General features: G+C 37.0%; 15 protein-coding genes and 1 tRNA gene. 12 read left to right on the top strand and 4 right to left on the bottom strand.

Going from position 1 to position 17854, the window contains the following annotated elements:
- Nucleotides 1-6 precede the first annotated feature (6 nt).
- From PSU83_RS13980 to PSU83_RS13940, 9 genes are all read left to right on the top strand, one after another.
- Nucleotides 7-771 (top strand): hypothetical protein, encoded by a 765-nt coding sequence (locus PSU83_RS13980; RefSeq protein WP_300590167.1) that lies wholly within the window; start codon nucleotides 7-9, stop codon nucleotides 769-771.
- Between the two features lie 55 nt (nucleotides 772-826).
- A complete protein-coding gene (locus tag PSU83_RS13975; protein ID WP_300590166.1) occupies nucleotides 827-2788 on the top strand; it encodes an alkaline phosphatase family protein in 1962 nt (653 codons plus the stop codon).
- A gap of 70 nt (nucleotides 2789-2858) precedes the next feature.
- Entirely contained in the window at nucleotides 2859-3629 is a 771-nt protein-coding gene (locus tag PSU83_RS13970; RefSeq protein WP_300590165.1) for a phosphatase PAP2 family protein, read from the top strand.
- Between the two features lie 160 nt (nucleotides 3630-3789).
- Nucleotides 3790-4377 (top strand): ferritin-like domain-containing protein, encoded by a 588-nt coding sequence (locus tag PSU83_RS13965; protein ID WP_300590164.1) that lies wholly within the window; start codon nucleotides 3790-3792, stop codon nucleotides 4375-4377.
- Between the two features lie 313 nt (nucleotides 4378-4690).
- Nucleotides 4691-5914 carry an ATP-binding protein gene (locus tag PSU83_RS13960; protein ID WP_300590163.1) on the top strand — a complete coding sequence of 408 codons (1224 nt, stop codon included), beginning with the start codon at nucleotides 4691-4693 and terminating at the stop codon, nucleotides 5912-5914.
- Nucleotides 5914-9456, top strand: coding sequence for a response regulator (locus PSU83_RS13955; RefSeq protein WP_300590162.1), 3543 nt, complete (start codon nucleotides 5914-5916; stop codon nucleotides 9454-9456). Before PSU83_RS13960 ends, PSU83_RS13955 begins: the two co-directional genes overlap by 1 nt.
- Nucleotides 9456-9824 carry a response regulator gene (locus PSU83_RS13950; protein ID WP_363319900.1) on the top strand — a complete coding sequence of 123 codons (369 nt, stop codon included), beginning with the start codon at nucleotides 9456-9458 and terminating at the stop codon, nucleotides 9822-9824. The genes PSU83_RS13955 and PSU83_RS13950 overlap by 1 nt, the downstream gene beginning before the upstream one ends.
- 2 nt (nucleotides 9825-9826) lie before the next feature.
- Entirely contained in the window at nucleotides 9827-10636 is an 810-nt protein-coding gene (locus PSU83_RS13945) for a protein-glutamate O-methyltransferase CheR (protein ID WP_300590160.1), read from the top strand.
- Entirely contained in the window at nucleotides 10618-11211 is a 594-nt protein-coding gene (locus PSU83_RS13940) for a chemotaxis protein CheB (protein WP_300590159.1), read from the top strand. The genes PSU83_RS13945 and PSU83_RS13940 overlap by 19 nt, the downstream gene beginning before the upstream one ends.
- Before the next feature lie 56 nt (nucleotides 11212-11267).
- On the opposite strand, the gene PSU83_RS13935 is transcribed toward PSU83_RS13940, so the two are convergent.
- Both PSU83_RS13935 and PSU83_RS13930 read right to left on the bottom strand, forming a co-directional pair.
- Nucleotides 11268-11678 carry a hypothetical protein gene (locus tag PSU83_RS13935; RefSeq protein ID WP_300590158.1) on the bottom strand — a complete coding sequence of 137 codons (411 nt, stop codon included), beginning with the start codon at nucleotides 11676-11678 and terminating at the stop codon, nucleotides 11268-11270.
- 324 nt (nucleotides 11679-12002) lie between these two features.
- Entirely contained in the window at nucleotides 12003-12341 is a 339-nt protein-coding gene (locus PSU83_RS13930; protein WP_300590157.1) for a helix-turn-helix domain-containing protein, read from the bottom strand.
- A 432-nt stretch (nucleotides 12342-12773) separates the two neighbouring features.
- Between PSU83_RS13930 and PSU83_RS13925 the strand changes: the two genes are divergently transcribed.
- From PSU83_RS13925 to PSU83_RS13915, 3 genes are read left to right on the top strand one after another with little or no spacing between them, the layout of a single operon-like run.
- Nucleotides 12774-13658 carry a UDP-2,3-diacylglucosamine diphosphatase gene (locus tag PSU83_RS13925; protein WP_300590156.1) on the top strand — a complete coding sequence of 295 codons (885 nt, stop codon included), beginning with the start codon at nucleotides 12774-12776 and terminating at the stop codon, nucleotides 13656-13658.
- Between the two features lie 2 nt (nucleotides 13659-13660).
- The gene (locus PSU83_RS13920; protein WP_300590155.1) at nucleotides 13661-14701 is read left to right on the top strand and encodes a glycosyltransferase family protein; all 1041 of its coding nucleotides are present in this window, start codon (nucleotides 13661-13663) and stop codon (nucleotides 14699-14701) included.
- A 3-nt stretch (nucleotides 14702-14704) separates the two neighbouring features.
- Nucleotides 14705-16102 carry a GH1 family beta-glucosidase gene (locus PSU83_RS13915; protein ID WP_300590154.1) on the top strand — a complete coding sequence of 466 codons (1398 nt, stop codon included), beginning with the start codon at nucleotides 14705-14707 and terminating at the stop codon, nucleotides 16100-16102.
- 271 nt (nucleotides 16103-16373) lie between these two features.
- Here the strand turns inward: PSU83_RS13915 and PSU83_RS13910 are convergent.
- Together PSU83_RS13910 and rseP are read right to left on the bottom strand one after the other, a co-directional pair.
- A tRNA-Asn gene (locus PSU83_RS13910) sits at nucleotides 16374-16447 on the bottom strand.
- 74 nt (nucleotides 16448-16521) lie between these two features.
- Complete coding sequence (gene rseP / locus PSU83_RS13905) at nucleotides 16522-17847, bottom strand: RIP metalloprotease RseP (RefSeq protein ID WP_300590153.1); 1326 nt, start codon at nucleotides 17845-17847, stop codon at nucleotides 16522-16524.
- Between the last annotated feature and the right edge of the window lie 7 nt (nucleotides 17848-17854).

Here is a 17854-nt window from a genome sequence, read left to right as displayed (position 1 = left end):
ACACTAATGAAAAAGATACCTGAAATCACAATGGCATTTTGGATTATGAAGATCTGTGCGACTACTCTAGGAGAAACCGCTGGAGATTTATTTTCGATGACATTAAATATTGGGTATGCAGTAAGTTCACTGATTCTTATTGGCTTTTTTATTGTTACACTTCAGTTGCAATTGTATGCTAAAAAATACAATCCCTTACTGTATTGGTTTGTCATCTTGGCCACGAGTACGGCTGGGACAACAATTTCGGATTTTATGGACAGAACTTTGGGTTTGGGTTATGCAAATGGTTCATTACTGCTAGCTTCACTTTTAATTCTAACATTGTTTCTTTGGAGAAAAGCAGAAAAATCCATTTCGGTAAATGAAATTCATTCGTTTCGAGGTGAAGTTTTTTATTGGATCGCTATTTTAGTTTCTAATACTCTTGGCACGGCTTTAGGAGATTTTCTAGCAGATGATTCTGGTCTAGGATTTCTGGGTGGCGCACTACTAATTGGGGTAGTATTGGTGCTGATAACCCTGACCTATTTCTTTTCCAACGTTTCAAGAATAGTTTTGTTTTGGCTGGCATTTATCTTGACCCGACCTTTTGGAGCAACATTCGGAGACTTACTGACTAAACCTTATGAAAAAGGTGGATTGAATTTCGGAACCATTGGTTCCTCCGCACTACTTTTTATACTCTTAATAACATTGATAGTATTCTCAATTATCAGAAATAATAAACAAAAACATATTAATTTTGATAAAAAGCGACACGGAGTTTAAAATTCCGAAATAATTATAATTTTAGCTGTAGTTTTGTCTAAAATTTATAAGTATAATGTCTAATTCCAAATGGTTTCCAAGTCGCTTTTCACTTTTATTTTCTTTCGCCATGTGGTTTCTTTTGATGTCACAAGTAGTTAGAATTATATTCATCATCTGGCAGTACGATGAAGTTTCTTTAAATGTTTTTACCGTTTTAGGAACACTTTTAACGGGGTTGTTTTTTGATATTGGAACGGTAAGTTTCATACTTTTCCCATCCATCATCTATTATTTTATTTTTCCGAATAAATGGATTGGTTCTTTGTTGGATAAAATTCTAGTGTGGTTTTTCACCTCTTTCGTAACCTTTATTTTGCTATTTGCCTTTTTCGCTGAACTAACATTTTGGGATGAATTCAAAACGCGTTTCAATTTTATAGCCGTTGATTATTTAATTTACACACACGAAGTAGTTTCAAATATAGAACAATCGTATCCTTTGCCTTTACTTGTGGGAGGCGTTACCGTACTGACGTTTTTGGTATTGTTTGTTTTGTACAAACGAGAAGCATTCACCAATACTTTTACGCACACTGCCAATTTCAAAAAAAGAGGAACGGTGTTTATTGTAGCATTAATCAGCTGTTTGTTCTTTGCGACTTTTATAACAAATAATCAGGCAGAATGGTCTAAAAACCGTTACAATGCTGAGATATCAAAATCCGGAATCTACTCCTTTTTTGCTGCATTCAGGAACAATCAGATGAAATATGAGGATTTTTATACTTCTATTGATAACAAGGAAGCTTTCGGAATGATTCGAAACAAATTAAAAGAAAGCAATAGCAATTTTATAAGCGATGATTTCAGTATCCGCAGAATAATTACAGATAGTTCTACCGTAGTTCCAGCCAAGAAAAACGTAGTGTTTATTTTGGTCGAAAGCCTTAGCGGAAGCTTCATGAAAGAGAATGGAAATAAAAATAATATCACACCATTTTTAGACAGCTTGGCACAGAAAAGTATCTTTTTCAGTAATTTGTACGCCACTGGAACAAGAACCGTTCGAGGTATGGAAGCCGTGACTTTGAACATCCCGCCAACTCCGGGACAAAGTATCGTAAAGCGTCCGGATAATCACAATCTTTTTACCGTATCAAATGTGTTTAAACAGAAAGGATATACTTCAAATTTCTTTTACGGTGGAGACGGTTATTTTGATAATATGAATTCGTATTTCGGTGGAAATGGTTTTAATATTTATGATCGCGGACGCGGAAGTGTCTTGAGTGATGATATCAAAACTACCCGAAACAATATCACCAACGCTGAAGTAACTTTTGAGAATGCTTGGGGAATCTGCGATGAAGATATTTTCAAAAAAATGATAACGGTAGCCGATATGCATTACAAGAATAAGCAGCCGTTTTTTAATTTTGTAATGACTACATCCAACCATAGGCCTTATACTTATCCTGACAAGAGAATTGATATTCCGTCAGGAACAGGTCGTGATGGCGCTGTAAAATATACCGATTATGCATTAAAAAAAATGTTTGAATCTGCGAAGGATAAACCTTGGTTTAAAAACACCGTTTTCATCATTATTGCTGACCATTGCGCGAGTAGTGCTGGTAAAGATGAAATAGATGTTGCCAATTACCATATCCCAGCTTTTATCGTAAATATGCCTGAAGCGTTGAACCAAAAAGTAACCAAGCAATGCTCGCAAATTGACTTGTTTCCAACATTCTTTGCATTACAAAATTGGACGTACGATAGTGATTTCTTCGGTAAAAATGTATTCAATCCCACTTTCGAGGAACGTGCCTTAATGGGAACTTATAGAAAACTGGTATTAATGAAACAGAATAAAGTCATGATTCTTTCTGACCAAAAGAAGCAAGCTTTCTATACTTGGAACAAAGCGGACAACAGTTTAAAACCGCTTCCAATAGAAAAATCATTCCTAAACGAAACCATTTCGTGGTACCAAACTGCCGATTATTTGTTTACGAATAAATTGCTTAAATAATTAGGTGCCATTTATAACGCTTCTTCGATGATTTTATGAAATAAAACCTTGTATTAGTAAACAGTAACTCATGTCAAAAGTAATTTTGTTTTTGCTATTTGGATTTATCACGGTGCAAGCACAGCAAGTAAAACCAGAAATAGTAAAAGATAGTATCCCTCAAGATACCGTTTCGCATACTATTAAATTTCATTACAAACAGTTGATTATTCCAGCTACGTTGTTAGGTTATGGAGTTATCGGTATAGAAAGTGATCAGCTTAAATTTTTTAATTCTGAGATACGAGAAGAAGTAGGAGAGCATATTGACGAAAAAATCACTATTGACGACTTTTCGCAATATGCGCCACTAGCCGCAGTTTATGCATTGAATTTAGCCGGAATAAAAGGAAAGCACAATCTTAAAGATCGGACGATTATAGCTTCAACCTCCTATATTATAATGGCTTCGACGGTATTGGCTTTAAAGTCTATTTCCAAAATCGAACGACCCGACGGAAGTTCGTTCAATTCTTTTCCGTCAGGACACACTGCAACAGCTTTCGCTGGAGCCGAAATGCTATGGCAGGAATACAAAGACAAATCGCCATGGTATGGAATAGCGGGCTATGCTGTTGCCTCAGGAACCGGAATCTTCCGCATCGTGAACAACCGCCATTGGCTTACCGATGTAGCTGCAGGAGCTGGAATCGGAATTTTAAGTACGAAAGTTGCTTATTGGATTCATCCTTGGGTAAAGTCGCATCTTTTTGGGAATGATAAAAATAAAAAAACAGCAACTGTTATGGTACCCTTTTACAATGGTAAAGAAACTGGAATTGGGTTTTTGAAAACGTTTTAAATTTAGTTTTATTTAAATAAAATGCTCAATACGAAAGTGTTGGGCATTTTTGTTTTCCATTGAATTGACATTCTATAATTTTTTATAAATATTCTGTAAAGAACTAAATGTTAGTGTAATGTAAATTTGATATTCTAAATTTAATTAAATAACAAGTAGTATGAAAACAGCAACGACAACAAAAAAAGCAGCTGCGAAAACAGCATCAGAAACAACAACTTCAGCTGGAAAAGTTAAACCAAAAAGAACTGCCGCAGAAGGATTAAGAGATTTGTTCATCGATGAACTAAAAGACATTTATTGGGCAGAAAATGCTTTGGTGAAAGCCTTGCCTAAAATGATTAAAAATGCGACTGCACCAAACTTAGTTTCCGCAATTACAAATCATTTAGAAGAAACTAAAAATCATGTAACCCGCTTAGAAAAGGTGTTCAATAGTATGGGTGAAAAAGCAGTAGGCAAAAAATGCGATGCTATGGCCGGACTTCTTGAGGAAGGCAATGGTATTTTAGAAGACACAGAACCCGGAGTGGTTCGTGATGCTGGAATTATTGCAGCAGCACAAAAAGTAGAACACTACGAAATAGCCACTTACGGAACCTTGGCAGCATGGGCTGGAACTTTGGGTGAAATTCAAGCAGCGGAATTGCTTAAAGAAACACTTGGTGAAGAAAAATTAGCCGATTCTGGTCTTACCGATGCCGCGTACCATAACATTAATTTTGAAGCGGAAGAATTAGATGAATAATCTTCATTTTACTATTACTTATAAAACCCGCAGTATGAGTAAAATATTGTGGGTTTTTTAATCTCTTTAAAACAGCAACCAAGATATATTATGAAACAAAACAACAAAAATTCAGAAAACAGCTAGGTGGTAATAATATAACATCTCCAAAAAATTATGTAATCTTACCACGCTCTTGTGGTGTAGCTTTGGTAGCTTTGAATAAACCAAAACGATAATCACTACCTACTTTTTAACGAAACTATAAGTTTTTTTATTAATTTTGAAGTAATTGGTGTTCCTTTTATAAGCTATATAATGGTTAAACAATAACATGATACTACTAGTTGACGATAAAAGGGAAAACATCCTGCCTTTAAAAAAAATTCTTTCATTGCACGGATTGGAGTCAGAAGCTGCATGCTCAGGTGAAGAGGCGCTCAAAATGACACTGCAAAAAAATTATTCTCTTATTATTCTTGATGTTCAAATGCCCGGTATGGACGGATTTGAAGTTGGAGAAGCCTTAGCAGGAAGCAACCGTACAAAAGACATTCCCATTATTTTTCTTTCTGCCATTAGCAAAGAAAAAAAATACATTACTAAAGGCTATGAATCTGGCGGAGTAGATTATATCACAAAACCCGTAGATCCGGATTTACTTATCCTTAGAGTAAAAACATTACTAAAACATTACGAACAAAAAAAAGAACTCAGAGATACCCAAGACTTATTGGTTAAAGAAATAGCCATCCGCAAAGATGCACAAGAAAATTTAGAAGAGAAAGTTGCTTTACGTACCGCCGAATTAGTGCAAAAAAATCGGGAACTAGAACTAAGTAATCATGAACTGCAACAATTTTCTTGGGTAGTATCACACGATTTAAAAGAACCCTTACGCAAAATAGGAACCTTTGTAAAACTCATAGGAGAACGTTGTCTTAACGAAGAAGCCAATGGTCCATTTTATGTGCAGCGTACCATTCTAGCAGCGGAACGAATGAACAATCTTATTGAAGATTTACTATCTTTTTCTAGATTGTCTGCAGAACCGCAATTGGTAGCTTTTGACTTAAACGATGTAATGAATGAAGTGGCTACGGATCTTGAATATGCTTTCGAACAAAAACAAGGAAAACTAAATATACAAAGCGACTTGCCTCAAATTATAGGTGTAGAAAGCCAATTCCGTCAGGTATTTCAAAATCTAATTAGCAATGCACTAAAGTTTGTAAAGGATGAGGTCAAGCCCGAAATCACCATTACAGCAGATCGAATCGATACGTCAGATTTTGAAGCGCCATCAAGCAACTTCGGAAACTACCATCGCATTACTATAAAAGACAACGGTATTGGTTTTGAAGAACAATACAAAGAAAAAATATTTACCATTTTCCAACGCCTCCATAATAAAGAAACGTATGAAGGAACCGGAATTGGTCTTGCCATTACCAAAAAAATCATCGAAAAACACAACGGCGTAATTGTGAGTCAAAGTAAACCAGGAGAAGGAGCTACCTTTATCATCATTCTTCCAATAACAACACCTACCCATTAATGAATACCACATTTAAAAGAAACCTCGTTATTAGTACAGCGATATCTATACTTATATTAGTTGTAAGTTCTGTTGCCTCGTATCAAAGTATCAAAAAACTACTGGAAAGTAATAAATTGGTGGGTCACACACACGAGGTTATTTATAATCTTAATGGGGCACAACTCTCTTTAACGGATGCTCAAACTAGTGTGCGAGGCTATCTTATAATGGGCACCGAAAATTATCTAGAAACCTATAAAACGGCACAGGTACGCACAAATGAATACCTTGAAAGTTTAGAAACGCTAACAAGTGATAATCTAGAGCAACAGGCAGCTTTAAAAAAACTGAATACCATAACACAGACTTTCTACATCTATTTAGAAAACAGAGTACAGGACAGAAAAAATAATGTTGCCCTAGATGACATGGATTTGCAGGAAGGAAAACTGCTTATGGATGAAATGCGTTCTTTTTTCAAGCGAATGGAAAGCCGTGAAACAGAAATACTCAAACAAAGAACAGAAACCTCTGCGAATTACGGAACCAATACTTCCATTTTAATCATTATAGCAGCAGTAATTGCGATACTGATCAGTATAGTGTTCTTTATGCGAATTATTAAGGATTATAGGATTCGTGTAGCGCTTCAGGTGGAATTAGAGAAAAAAGACCGCGAAACTGCACAACGGATTCACCTTATTAGTAACCTTGCCTCACAAATTGCGTTAGGGAACTACGAAATTAAGATTGACAATATTGAAACCGATGCCTTAGGAACTTTAGCCGACTCTCTTGACAATATGTCTCTCGCTTTGAAAACTTCTTTTAACAAAGTATCAGAGCATGCGTGGCTTCAGGCGGGTGTAGCCCAATTGAATAATGCAATGCTTGGAGTACCTACTATAGAAAATCTTGCACAAACCATAATTGAATTTGTTGCACAATACACCGGAAGTCAGGCCGGACTATTATACCTTCTTGAAAATGAAAAATTGGTTTTTACAGCAGGATACAGTTATGATGTGGCTACCGTTAAAAAAGAACTAAAAGTAGGTGAAGGGTTAGCCGGACAAGCCGTGGCATCAGAAAAAACGCTTGAAGTTATAGCGCCCGATTCCAGCAGTATTAAAATATCGTATGCACTTGGTGAAGCCAAACCCAAACATATCATTGCGTTCCCAATACATGCTAACGGAATTGTGGGTGTGATTGAAGTGGCCAGTGTTGAAACCTATGGAGAAAAAGAACTGACTTATTTTGATTCGATAAATAAAAATATTGCAATTGCATTTCAGGTAGCACAAAGCCGCAGAAACGTGCAAGAACTTTTGGAAGAAACACAGTCTCAGTCAGAAGAATTGAAAGTGCAACATACCGATTTAGAAAGTATGAACGCCGAATTGGAGACGCAGACCGAAAAACTTCAAGTATCAGAAGAAGAACTTAAAGTACAACAAGAAGAATTGCAGCAGACCAATGAGGAACTGAACGAAAGAAGTGTATTATTAGAAGAACAGAATCTTGAAATCCAAAAGAAATCAGAAGCGTTGGAACTTTCTACACGATACAAATCGGAATTCTTGGCCAATATGTCGCACGAACTGCGAACTCCGTTGAATTCAATTTTACTGTTAAGCCGACTTTTAGGTGAAAACAATGAGGAGAATTTATCGGAGGAACAAGTTGAATTTGCTAAGGTGATTCAAAGTTCGGGTAATGGACTTTTGGGATTGATTGATGAGATTCTGGACCTTTCAAAAATAGAAGCCGGTAAAATGGATCTTGAAATTACGGATGTGCCAGTGGAAGAAATTACTAGTGGTATTGACGGTCTTTTCAAACAAGTAGCCAAGCAAAAAAATATTGCGTTTACTATTGACGCCAAACAGGCGCCGTTAGTAATCAAAACGGACAAAATGCGTTTGGAACAGATTCTAAAAAATCTGATTTCGAATGCGATTAAATTTACAGCCAAAGGTTCAGTAAGCCTTACCATATCCAAGCCAGACAATAAAGAAAACTACCTTTCTTTTGCCATAACCGATACGGGGATTGGTATTCCGAAAGACCAACAACCCTTGATTTTTGAGGCATTCCAACAAGCAGACGGTTCTACCAAACGAAAGTATGGCGGTACTGGCCTCGGATTGTCTATCAGCCGTGAATTGGCGCGTTTGCTAAAAGGTGAAATCACTGTTGATAGTGAACCTGGAATAGGAAGTACGTTTACATTGATTATTCCAATTTCAATATCATCGGCTGCAGCCATATACAGAGAAAGCGCTCCGGTAATTGAAACTTCAGCACCTGCTGTAGTTCCTCAGAAAAAATACATCAGTGAAACCATTCCAGAAGCCGTTCCAGATGATCGAGATGCGATTCAAGCAGGTGATAAAGTGATGTTAATTGTTGAGGATGATCGACCATTCGCAAAAGCCTTACTTCAATTTTCAAGAGAACGCGGCTATAAGGGAATCGTAACTGTACGAGGTGATGAAGCATATAATTTAGCAGCGCATTACAAACCTTTAGCCGTATTGCTTGATATTCAATTGCCAATAAAATCGGGTTGGGAAGTGATGGAAGAATTGAAAGCGAGTGCTATTACGCGTCACATTCCGGTGCACATTATGTCATCAATGAACGTGCGTCAGGAAAGTCTTTTGAAAGGAGCCATTAATTTCCTTGATAAACCCGCAGCCTTTGAACAGATTCCGCAAGTGTTCCAACGCATTGAAGATATTATCAACCGCGAATCTCAAAAAGTGTTGATTATCGAAGACAATTCAAAACATGCCGAAGCCTTATCGTTGTTTTTAGACAGTAATAATATCAAATCGGAAATCAGTAGTAATGTTTCAAAAAGTATCGAAACGTTACAACGAGAAGACATCAACTGCGTGATTCTGGATATGGGAATTCCCGATCAACAAGCGTACGAAATTCTGGAAAGTGTAAAAAGCAATGGCAGTTTGGATAACATTCCGGTTATTGTATTTACAGGAACGAGTTTGTCATTGAACGAAGAGATGAAAATTAAGAAGTACGCCGATTCTATAATCGTAAAAACGGCACATTCGTATCAGCGTATGCTTGATGAAGTTTCACTGTTCTTGCATATTGTAGAGGATAAAAAAGTAGGAACTAAACGCGATGCGTCAAAAAGACAACTCGACAATGTACTGAAAGATAAAACGGTCCTAGTAGTTGATGATGATGTGCGAAATATTTATTCGTTAACCAAAGCTTTAGAAGTATTACAAATGAAAGTAATAACCGCTATTGATGGTGCTGAGGCTTTAAAAGTACTTAAAGAACATCCACAAACTGATGTAGTTTTATTGGACATGATGATGCCGAACTTGGATGGCTATGAAACGGCCAAACTCATTCGTGAAAATAAAAAATGGAAAAACCTTCCGGTGATAGCCGTTACTGCGAAAGCAATGACAGGCGATCGTGAAAAATGCATTAATGCCGGAGCCTCTGATTATATAACAAAGCCTGTTGACGTAGATCAGCTTTTATCGCTGCTTCGTGTGTGGCTTTATAGTTAATGGATATGACTAAACGAATTTTGATTATAGACGACGATCCTCGAAATATATTTGCTTTAGGCGCAACGCTCAAGGCAAAAAAATATCAAATCGATTCTTGCGAAAGTGCCAAAGAAGCACTTGCTCTTTTGCAAACGGAAGCTGAGTTTGACGTGGTACTTATCGATATGATGATGCCCGAAATGGATGGCTATGATGCCATTCCACTCATCAGAAAAATTCCTTCACGCATTTCTACGCCCATAATTGCTGTTACTGCGCAAGCGATGACGGGTGATCGTGAAAAATGTCTTGATGCAGGGGCAGATGATTATCTGTCCAAACCCGTAGATGTGGACCAATTGTTCCGACTACTCCAAACCATTTAATTATGTTTGACGAACAGCACCTTACCTTATTTATAAACGAAATATATGACTACTACGGCTACGATTTTGCGGGGTATTCTCATGCCTCGTTTAAACGACGTTTGGAGCGTGTATATCAAATGGGTGATTTTGTTAGTTTTCGAGAATTCCTCTATAAAATAAAAAATGATGCAGCTTATTTAACCCATGTTATAGAAGAAATTACGGTGAACGTTACCGAAATGTTTCGTGATCCTGCCTTTTATAAAGTACTTCGAGAGGAAATCCTTCCGTCATTGCGCACCAAGCCTTTTATCCGAATTTGGCATGCCGGTTGTTCAACAGGCGAAGAAGTATATTCTATGGCCATTTTGTTAAGCGAAGAAGGGCTTTTGTCGAAATCATTAATTTATGCCACCGATCTGAATCAAACGGTTTTGGAAAGTGCCAAAAAAGGATTGTTTCCGCTGAAGCTAATGAAAGAATACGGCGAGAATTACCGTAATGCCGGAGGTAAAAATGATTTTTCAGAGTATTATAGTGCGAATTACGGCTTTGCGAAATTTGATGAAAACCTATCGCGAAAGATGGTTTTTTCGCAACACAACTTGGTTTCGGATAGTTCGTTTAACGAATTTGATTTGATTTTGTGCCGCAACGTAATGATCTATTTTGATAGGGATTTGCAAGATCGGGTACTGCACCTTTTTGACAGTAGCTTGGCGCGATTGGGTTATTTGGCATTGGGAACCAAAGAAACAATTCGGTTCACTGCGGTACAAAAGAATTACGAACAACTACGGAAAGAGAAGATATGGAAGAAAATAAACTAAATCCTCATGCTAAAGTGGTAATCGTAGGCGGTTCGGCAGGCAGCCTTGAAGTGTTGTTGCAAGTTCTTCCCAAGTTGCAAAACATTGAATCATTAGTTATTTTACTAATTGTCCACCGTCGCAATTCGGATGATAATTTTCTAGAAGAATTGATTCGGATGAAGAGTGGCCTCAAAGTTAAAGAAGTCGAAGATAAAACCCCTATAAAAGTGGGGCACGTATATGTTGCTCCCGCCGATTACCACTTACTAATTGAAAACAACCTGTCGTTCTCGTTAGACGTTTCCGAAAAAGTGAATTACAGCCGCCCCAGCATTGATGTTGGCTTTGAATCGGCTGCCGATGTATTCGGGACTAAATTAGTGGCCATACTACTATCAGGCGCTAATAATGATGGCACTAACGGATTACTTGCCGTTAAAGAAAACGGTGGCATTGTAATCATCCAAAAACCGGAAACGGCTGAAGTTCCATATATGCCCGCTCACGCCATCAAAAACCTTGATGCAGATTATATTTTATCAGCGAACGAAATTGCGGTGTTTATTAAGGGATTGGTGGGTAAGACTAGTTAAAACCAAAAAAAGGTCACCCAAAAAGGCAACCTCTTTAAACACAAAATAAAACGGTATTATAATGTCGCTTTCTGTGCTTCTACCGCCACGATAAAGGCGTCTACTTCTGCAATCTCCTGATTGACTCTACCCAAATCCATTTCTTTTTCCAGCAAAGCTACCGAACCGTAGCTCTCTTTACGAGTTTCCAGTAAAAACTTTTTGTACTCTAGTCTTACTTTTTTGTTCATGGCATCCTCCTTAGTCGGCCCTTCAGGCAATACGGCAATAATGGTTTCTGTTGCCGCAAGTTCGGCTAATACTCCTTGTAAGATAGCATCCAACTCTAATGAAGTCTCGGCATATCTAACTGTTAAACGTTCATCGGAAAGTTTTTTGAAACTCAAATCGGCTTTCTCTTTTCCGGCCCATGCTAATAACGCGTTGCAATCGGCAACCTGCGTTAAATTTGATACTGAATAATTCATAATATTAAAATTTTAAATGATTAATAATCAGATGTTTTCAAAGCTTGTGCCAAAAAGTGTCAGAAAATAGATATTAATATAATTTTAACATATTTCTTACATTATAATTTTATTCCTTCCCTTTAATTTAAAGGGATAGAGTTAGTTTTCGCAATTTTGATTCGAGTAGTAACTTTTCCAGTTCCAATACCTCCTGCTTCATTTGATACTTGGCCAAAGTTGCTAATCCATCTACTTCTAATGCTTTGGAAGCCTTATTTGCTATAGTTTTTAACAGATTGGTCAAGGATTCACCCTTATTGTTGGGATGAACAGCCAAAAAATCTACCACTTGTAGTGTTCTAACCTTAGTCGCATATTCCTCTCAACGAAATTTATTTTTTTGGATGTCAACACCTGTTGGTACTCGTTTTCTTTTAATAAATGCTCAAGTTGTTGTTGTTTTCTAACATGTTGTTGCTCTACCTGAGGTAAGCTTTTGGCAAACATTTCGGGAGTCTTTACATAATGCAATATTTCAGCCAACACCAACTTTGCTTTTGTAGGCAAATCTCTTTTTCCCAGTTCGTACATAGCCCATTGGCTGCGGCTAACTTGTAATATGAGCGCCATATCTTCCTGGCTGACACCTAGTAAATTCCGGATTGGATTCGTTTTTTTCATTTGCTTTAAACTTTTTCTGTGACATTTTTTTTCTTACAAAAAGTTTGCCACACTTTCTGTGACAATTTTTTTATTTCAAATTTTTTGTCGCAATGTTTGGCTATAAAGAGTTAAAAAAACCAATGTGTGAGTTGGTTTTCTTGTTCACTGTAACAAGTCAACAGCTATTTTTCTTAAAACATTAACCCAAACTTAATGATAAAATAATCAGTGCTTTACCTGCTTGGGGTACATTTGTTTGACCTGCATGCTAATCAGATTGCAAGTTGAAACCAGTATTGAAAAATTCACGGCTATTTTTTTCTGCTATTGCTCAAATGAGTGCACTCCACACGACTCATCTAGCTTCTTGTCCTTTAAAACCAAAAGTTATTTTAGTGCCAACACGCACCACAGGACTAAACTATTATAGTACCCATAAATCCATTTGCCATGTCTAAAAACCAAAAACCAAAGAAGCGAAAAATTGATTTATTAGTGCTTTCTGATATTCATTTGGGCACTTACGGCTGCCAAAGTAAAGAGCTTTTGAATTATTTGAACAGCATCAAGCCCAAAGTAATTATTCTGAACGGTGACATTATTGACATGTGGCAGTTTAGCAAACGCTATTGGCCCAAATCACACATGCAAGTCATTCATAAAATCATGAATTGGGTCAGTAAAGGTGTCAAAGTTTACTACATCACAGGCAACCACGATGAGATGCTTAGAAAGTTTGCCGGCTTTAAGATGGGGAACCTTACGATTGAAAACAAATTGCTTTTAGACCTTGACGGTAAAAAAACATGGATTTTCCATGGTGATGTATTTGATGTCACGATGCAGCATTCCAAGTGGCTGACTCGATTGGGTTCACATGGGTACGACATGTTAATTCTAATTAATGCGTTGTGCAATTGGTTTTCTGTTAAAATGGGGAAAGGAAAAATATCGCTCTCAAAAAACATCAAAAACAGTGTCAAAGAAGCGGTTAAATTCGTCAACAACTTCGAAAAAACTACGGCTGATATTGCGATTTCAAATGGTTATGATTTTGTGCTCTGCGGACACATTCACCATCCTGAAATAAAAACCATAATTACAGAAAACGGACAAGTACAGTACCTAAACTCGGGCGATTGGATAGAAAACCTAACGGCCTTAGAGTACCATGATAAAGCTTGGACACTATTTAAATACGACCCAATTCATTTTATTGAGGTTCATGAAGACACTGATGATGAACTTACTTTATTAGACAATCAAGCTATTTTCAACCAAATGCTCAGTGGTTTCTTAAAAGAAAAGCACCGTATTACAACCCTTAATTTTTAGAAATGAAAATACTTTACGCCATACAAGGAACCGGAAACGGTCACATCACTAGAGCTATGGAAATCATCCCTTATCTAGAAAAAAAGGGTGACTTAGACATTTTGGTTAGTGGTATACAGTCGGATATTGAGTTGCCTTTTAAAGTGAAATATAAGTTCAATGGTATGTCGTTTATCTTTGGTAAAAAAGGCGGTGTTGACTTTTGGAAAACCTTTGTAAAGCTTAATTCGATTAAGCTTTTAAAAGAAATCAAAAAGTTGAATGTCAAAGAATACGACTTAATCATAAGCGACTTTGAACCGGTTTCCTGTTGGGCAGCCATCAAAGCCAAACGGGTTTGTATTGGGTTGAGCAATCAAGTGGCCACCCTACATTCTTTAGCACCTAAACCTAAAAAAAGTGATCTTATCGGACGCTTGGTGCTTCAAAATTATGCGCCTACGACTTATAATTATGGTTTTCATTTCAAAAGTTTGGACGCCAATGTATTTACTCCGATTATCCGCAAAGCAGTGCGTGAATTGATTCCAACTAATGAAGGACACTATACGGTTTATCTTCCTTCTTTTAGCGATGAGCAAATCATCAAACGACTAAAGAAAATAGAAAATGTACAATGGCAAGTATTTTCTAAACACAACAAAGAAGAAAAAATAGTTAAGAACATTAAGATCATGCCTATCAATGGAGCTCAATTCTTAAAGAGTATGGCCGCTTCAAAAGGAGTTTTCTGCAATGCCGGTTTCGGAACAGCAAGTGAAGCCTTGTTTCTAAAAAAAAAGTTACTGGTAGTCCCAATGAAAAAACAGTTGGAACAATTTTATAACGCCGAAATGCTCAAGTCGATGGGCGTTCCGGTATTGAAAAAGTTCAATTCGGATACTCTTCCGTTACTAAAAGCATGGCTTATGGATGACACCATTGTTCCTGTTGATTATCCTGATAACACCCAAAGAATGATCGACCTGATTGTGGATATCCATGCCGGAAAACAAAAACTAGACGCTAATTATGAGTCGGATCATTACTCTTTATTTCAATAACCCATGACTACTAAAAGTTTTTCTAAAAATGATTTTGGACCTGATTTTATTTGGGGTGTTGCTACCTCAGCTTTGCAAACAGAAGGCGCACACAACCTACACGGAAAAGGCGCTTCTATTTGGGATGTGTTTGTTACGCAAAAGAATAAAATATTAAATGATGATACCCATTATAAGGCTTCTGACTTCTATATCAATTACAAACAAGACATTGACTTAATCAAACAATTGGGGATTCCCAACTTCAGATTCTCCTTATCTTGGCCGAGAATCATTCCTGATGGTACGGGAGAAATTAACCAAGCAGGGCTCGACTTTTATCACAAAATAATAGACTACTGTTTGGTAAGTGGCATAACCCCTTTTGTAACACTATACCATTGGGACTTACCGCAAGAGTTACAAGAAAAAGGAGGATGGTCTAATCGAGATATTTTAGATTGGTTTCGAGATTATGTAACCGTTTGTGTGGCGGCATTCAAAAATAAAGTAACCTACTGGATGGTGCTCAACGAGCCAATGGTATTCACTGGTGCTGGTTATTTTTTGGGAATGCATGCCCCAGGTAAAAAAGGATTTAATAACTTTATTCCTGCCATGCATCATGCGGTACTTTGCCAGGCCATTGGGTATAACACTATTAAAGATATTTGTCCAAAAGCAATTGTAGGCAGTACATTTTCTTGTTCCTACATTACACCCAACTCGTTTTCGCAAAAAGATAGTGTTGCTGCCAAAAGGGTAGATGCCTTGCTCAATCGCTTGTTTATCGAACCGTCTTTAGGTTTGGGGTATCCCACAGATGATTTGCCATTCTTAAAAAAAGTAAAGCACTATATTGCAGAAGGAGATACCGAGTTAATGAAAGTCACGTTTGATTTCATTGGCATACAAAATTACACACGGGAAGTGGTTGCCCATACTATTTTCACACCGCATTTGAATGCCAAAATTATTCCGGCCGATAAACGAAAAGTCTTTTATACTTCAATGGATTGGGAAGTCTATCCGGAAGCTATTTTTCAAATGATTTCCAAATTTCAAGAGTATGAAGGAGTAAGAAAAATAATGGTAACCGAAAACGGCGCGGCTTTTCCGGATGAGGTAATTGCTGGAGAGGTGCAGGATGATAATCGGACTCATTTTATAAAATCCTATTTAGAACAAGTATTGCGAGCCAAAGGAAGTTGTACCAAATTGGCAGGATATTTTGTTTGGTCTTTGACCGATAATTTTGAGTGGGCAGAAGGATACAAGCAACGATTCGGATTAATCCATATTGATTATGACACTCAAAAACGAACGGTTAAGAATTCAGGGAAATGGTATCGTGATTTTTTGTCTGTTGCTAAAAAGGAAGTCCGGTTGGAGTCAATTGAGGAACAATTGAACATAAAATAAATTGCAGTTACAGGCAAAAAGCGCTTTTATTTAAAGTCTTCAGCCAAATTATAGCAATCCTCTTTTTACTTTTTGCATCATTTTAACATCAAGTTAAAGTTTTAATGCTCTACACAGGCATGACGTGTTTGTATTAAAAAGCCCGATACTTTCATATCAGGCTTTTTGTTTGCTTCCTTTCTTGGACTTTCCGAAACAAGTTTGGGATAAATTGCTCGCCAAATATAGTGCATAAAAAAAGAGCAACATTTTCATGTTGCTCTTTTAGCAGCTCCCTCTCTTGGGCTCGAACCAAGGACCCTCTGATTAACAGTCAGATGCTCTAACCAACTGAGCTAAGAAGGAAGGTGTGTTACCTTTTTAAAGCGGTTGCAAATATAATACGTTTTTTAATTTTTACAAATAAAAAACAATAAAAATTAAAATAATTTATCGGCTATTAATTGATAGATGTCCTTCCCGAAAGTTAATACCATCAAAGTCAGTAAAATAATCATTCCAAAGGTCTGAACGTGGCCCATTGCTTTGTCACTTAATTTTCTGCCGGTAACCATTTCTGCAATGGTAAAAAGGGCATGTCCACCATCCAATCCTGGAATTGGCAACAAATTCATGAACGCCAAACCGATAGAAAATAGGGCTGTAAAGTTCCATACAAACTCCCAATTCCAAGTATCAGGTAATTGTCGTGCAATACCCACCGGACTTTTAACTTGTTTGTAGGCTCCTGTTTTTGGTTTAAGAATTAATTTGAACTGTTTGATATTATATACAAATAGTTTCCATGATTCTCTCACCGCAGCTGGAATGGCAGTTCCAATGGTATGCTGTTTGTTTATGATATAGTCTTCTCTTTCTGTGAACTTTGCTTTAAATCCTATCTTTCCTTCTTTGTTAACCAATGTTTTTAAAATAATGTCGCTGCCGTTTCTTTTTACAGTTATGGCAACAGTATCATTTTTATGCGCTTTGATTTCGTCTGTAAATTGATCAAAATGAGCACAAGATTTACCATTTACAGCTTCAATAATATCATTGTTTTTGAGACCTGCTTTAAATGCTTGTCCGTCTAAAAAAACGGAATCTATTATTGCTTGATTTAGTCTTGGCTGAACAAACTCTCTTCCTTCTGTAGAAATAATTTCTCCTTTTTGCTCATCAGTTAAAACCAAATTCACTTTTTGTCCATTTCTTTCAATCTGAATGTTATCGCTCAACAAAACATCAATAATCATCCAATTGAACTTATCCTGAAGTTTTCCATCAACCGATATAATTCGGTCACCGTTTTCAAATCCAACGCTTTTACCTACATCGCCAAAAACCAAACCATTCTTCTGAATCGCTTCCGTAGAAACATATTTCTGACCAACCGTTGCAAACATTGTAGTGTAAATAAACCACGCCAGTAAAATGTTTACGGTTATTCCGCCTAACATAATAATTAAACGTTGCCATGCGGGTTTAGAACGAAATTCCCAATGTTGCGCAGGTTCTTTCATTTGCGCTTCGTCTAGACTTTCGTCAATCATTCCAGATAGTTTTACATATCCCCCAAGAGGCAACCAACCAATTCCCCATTCAGTTTCGCCAATTTTTTTCTTAACAAGCGAAAATCCTGCATCAATGAATAAATAGAATTTTTCAATTCTAACCTTGAAGATTTTAGCGGCAATATAATGTCCCAATTCGTGTAGAATTACCAGAACTGAAAGTATAAAAAGTATCTGTGCTATTTGTATCATTAATTTA

Source organism: Flavobacterium sp. (assembly GCF_029945805.1).
Lineage (GTDB): Bacteria > Bacteroidota > Bacteroidia > Flavobacteriales > Flavobacteriaceae > Flavobacterium.
Note: the sequence above shows the minus strand (reverse complement) of the source record. Positions and strands in the feature narration are given on the sequence as shown.

Excerpts from the sequence above, each read along its gene's own strand:
- PSU83_RS13965 (WP_300590164.1), top strand. The coding sequence starts at position 3,790 with ATGAAAACAGCAACGACAACAAAAAAAGCAGCTGCGAAAACAGCATCA.
- PSU83_RS13935 (WP_300590158.1), bottom strand. The coding sequence starts at position 11,678 with ATGAATTATTCAGTATCAAATTTAACGCAGGTTGCCGATTGCAACGCG.
- PSU83_RS13980 (WP_300590167.1), top strand. The coding sequence starts at position 7 with ATGAAAAAGATACCTGAAATCACAATGGCATTTTGGATTATGAAGATC.
- PSU83_RS13930 (WP_300590157.1), bottom strand. The coding sequence starts at position 12,341 with ATGAAAAAAACGAATCCAATCCGGAATTTACTAGGTGTCAGCCAGGAA.
- PSU83_RS13925 (WP_300590156.1), top strand. The coding sequence starts at position 12,774 with ATGTCTAAAAACCAAAAACCAAAGAAGCGAAAAATTGATTTATTAGTG.
- PSU83_RS13915 (WP_300590154.1), top strand. The coding sequence starts at position 14,705 with ATGACTACTAAAAGTTTTTCTAAAAATGATTTTGGACCTGATTTTATT.
- PSU83_RS13950 (WP_363319900.1), top strand. The coding sequence starts at position 9,456 with ATGGATATGACTAAACGAATTTTGATTATAGACGACGATCCTCGAAAT.
- PSU83_RS13970 (WP_300590165.1), top strand. The coding sequence starts at position 2,859 with ATGTCAAAAGTAATTTTGTTTTTGCTATTTGGATTTATCACGGTGCAA.
- rseP (WP_300590153.1), bottom strand. The coding sequence starts at position 17,847 with ATGATACAAATAGCACAGATACTTTTTATACTTTCAGTTCTGGTAATT.
- PSU83_RS13955 (WP_300590162.1), top strand. The coding sequence starts at position 5,914 with ATGAATACCACATTTAAAAGAAACCTCGTTATTAGTACAGCGATATCT.
- PSU83_RS13945 (WP_300590160.1), top strand. The coding sequence starts at position 9,827 with ATGTTTGACGAACAGCACCTTACCTTATTTATAAACGAAATATATGAC.
- PSU83_RS13920 (WP_300590155.1), top strand. The coding sequence starts at position 13,661 with ATGAAAATACTTTACGCCATACAAGGAACCGGAAACGGTCACATCACT.
- PSU83_RS13960 (WP_300590163.1), top strand. The coding sequence starts at position 4,691 with ATGATACTACTAGTTGACGATAAAAGGGAAAACATCCTGCCTTTAAAA.
- PSU83_RS13975 (WP_300590166.1), top strand. The coding sequence starts at position 827 with ATGTCTAATTCCAAATGGTTTCCAAGTCGCTTTTCACTTTTATTTTCT.
- PSU83_RS13940 (WP_300590159.1), top strand. The coding sequence starts at position 10,618 with ATGGAAGAAAATAAACTAAATCCTCATGCTAAAGTGGTAATCGTAGGC.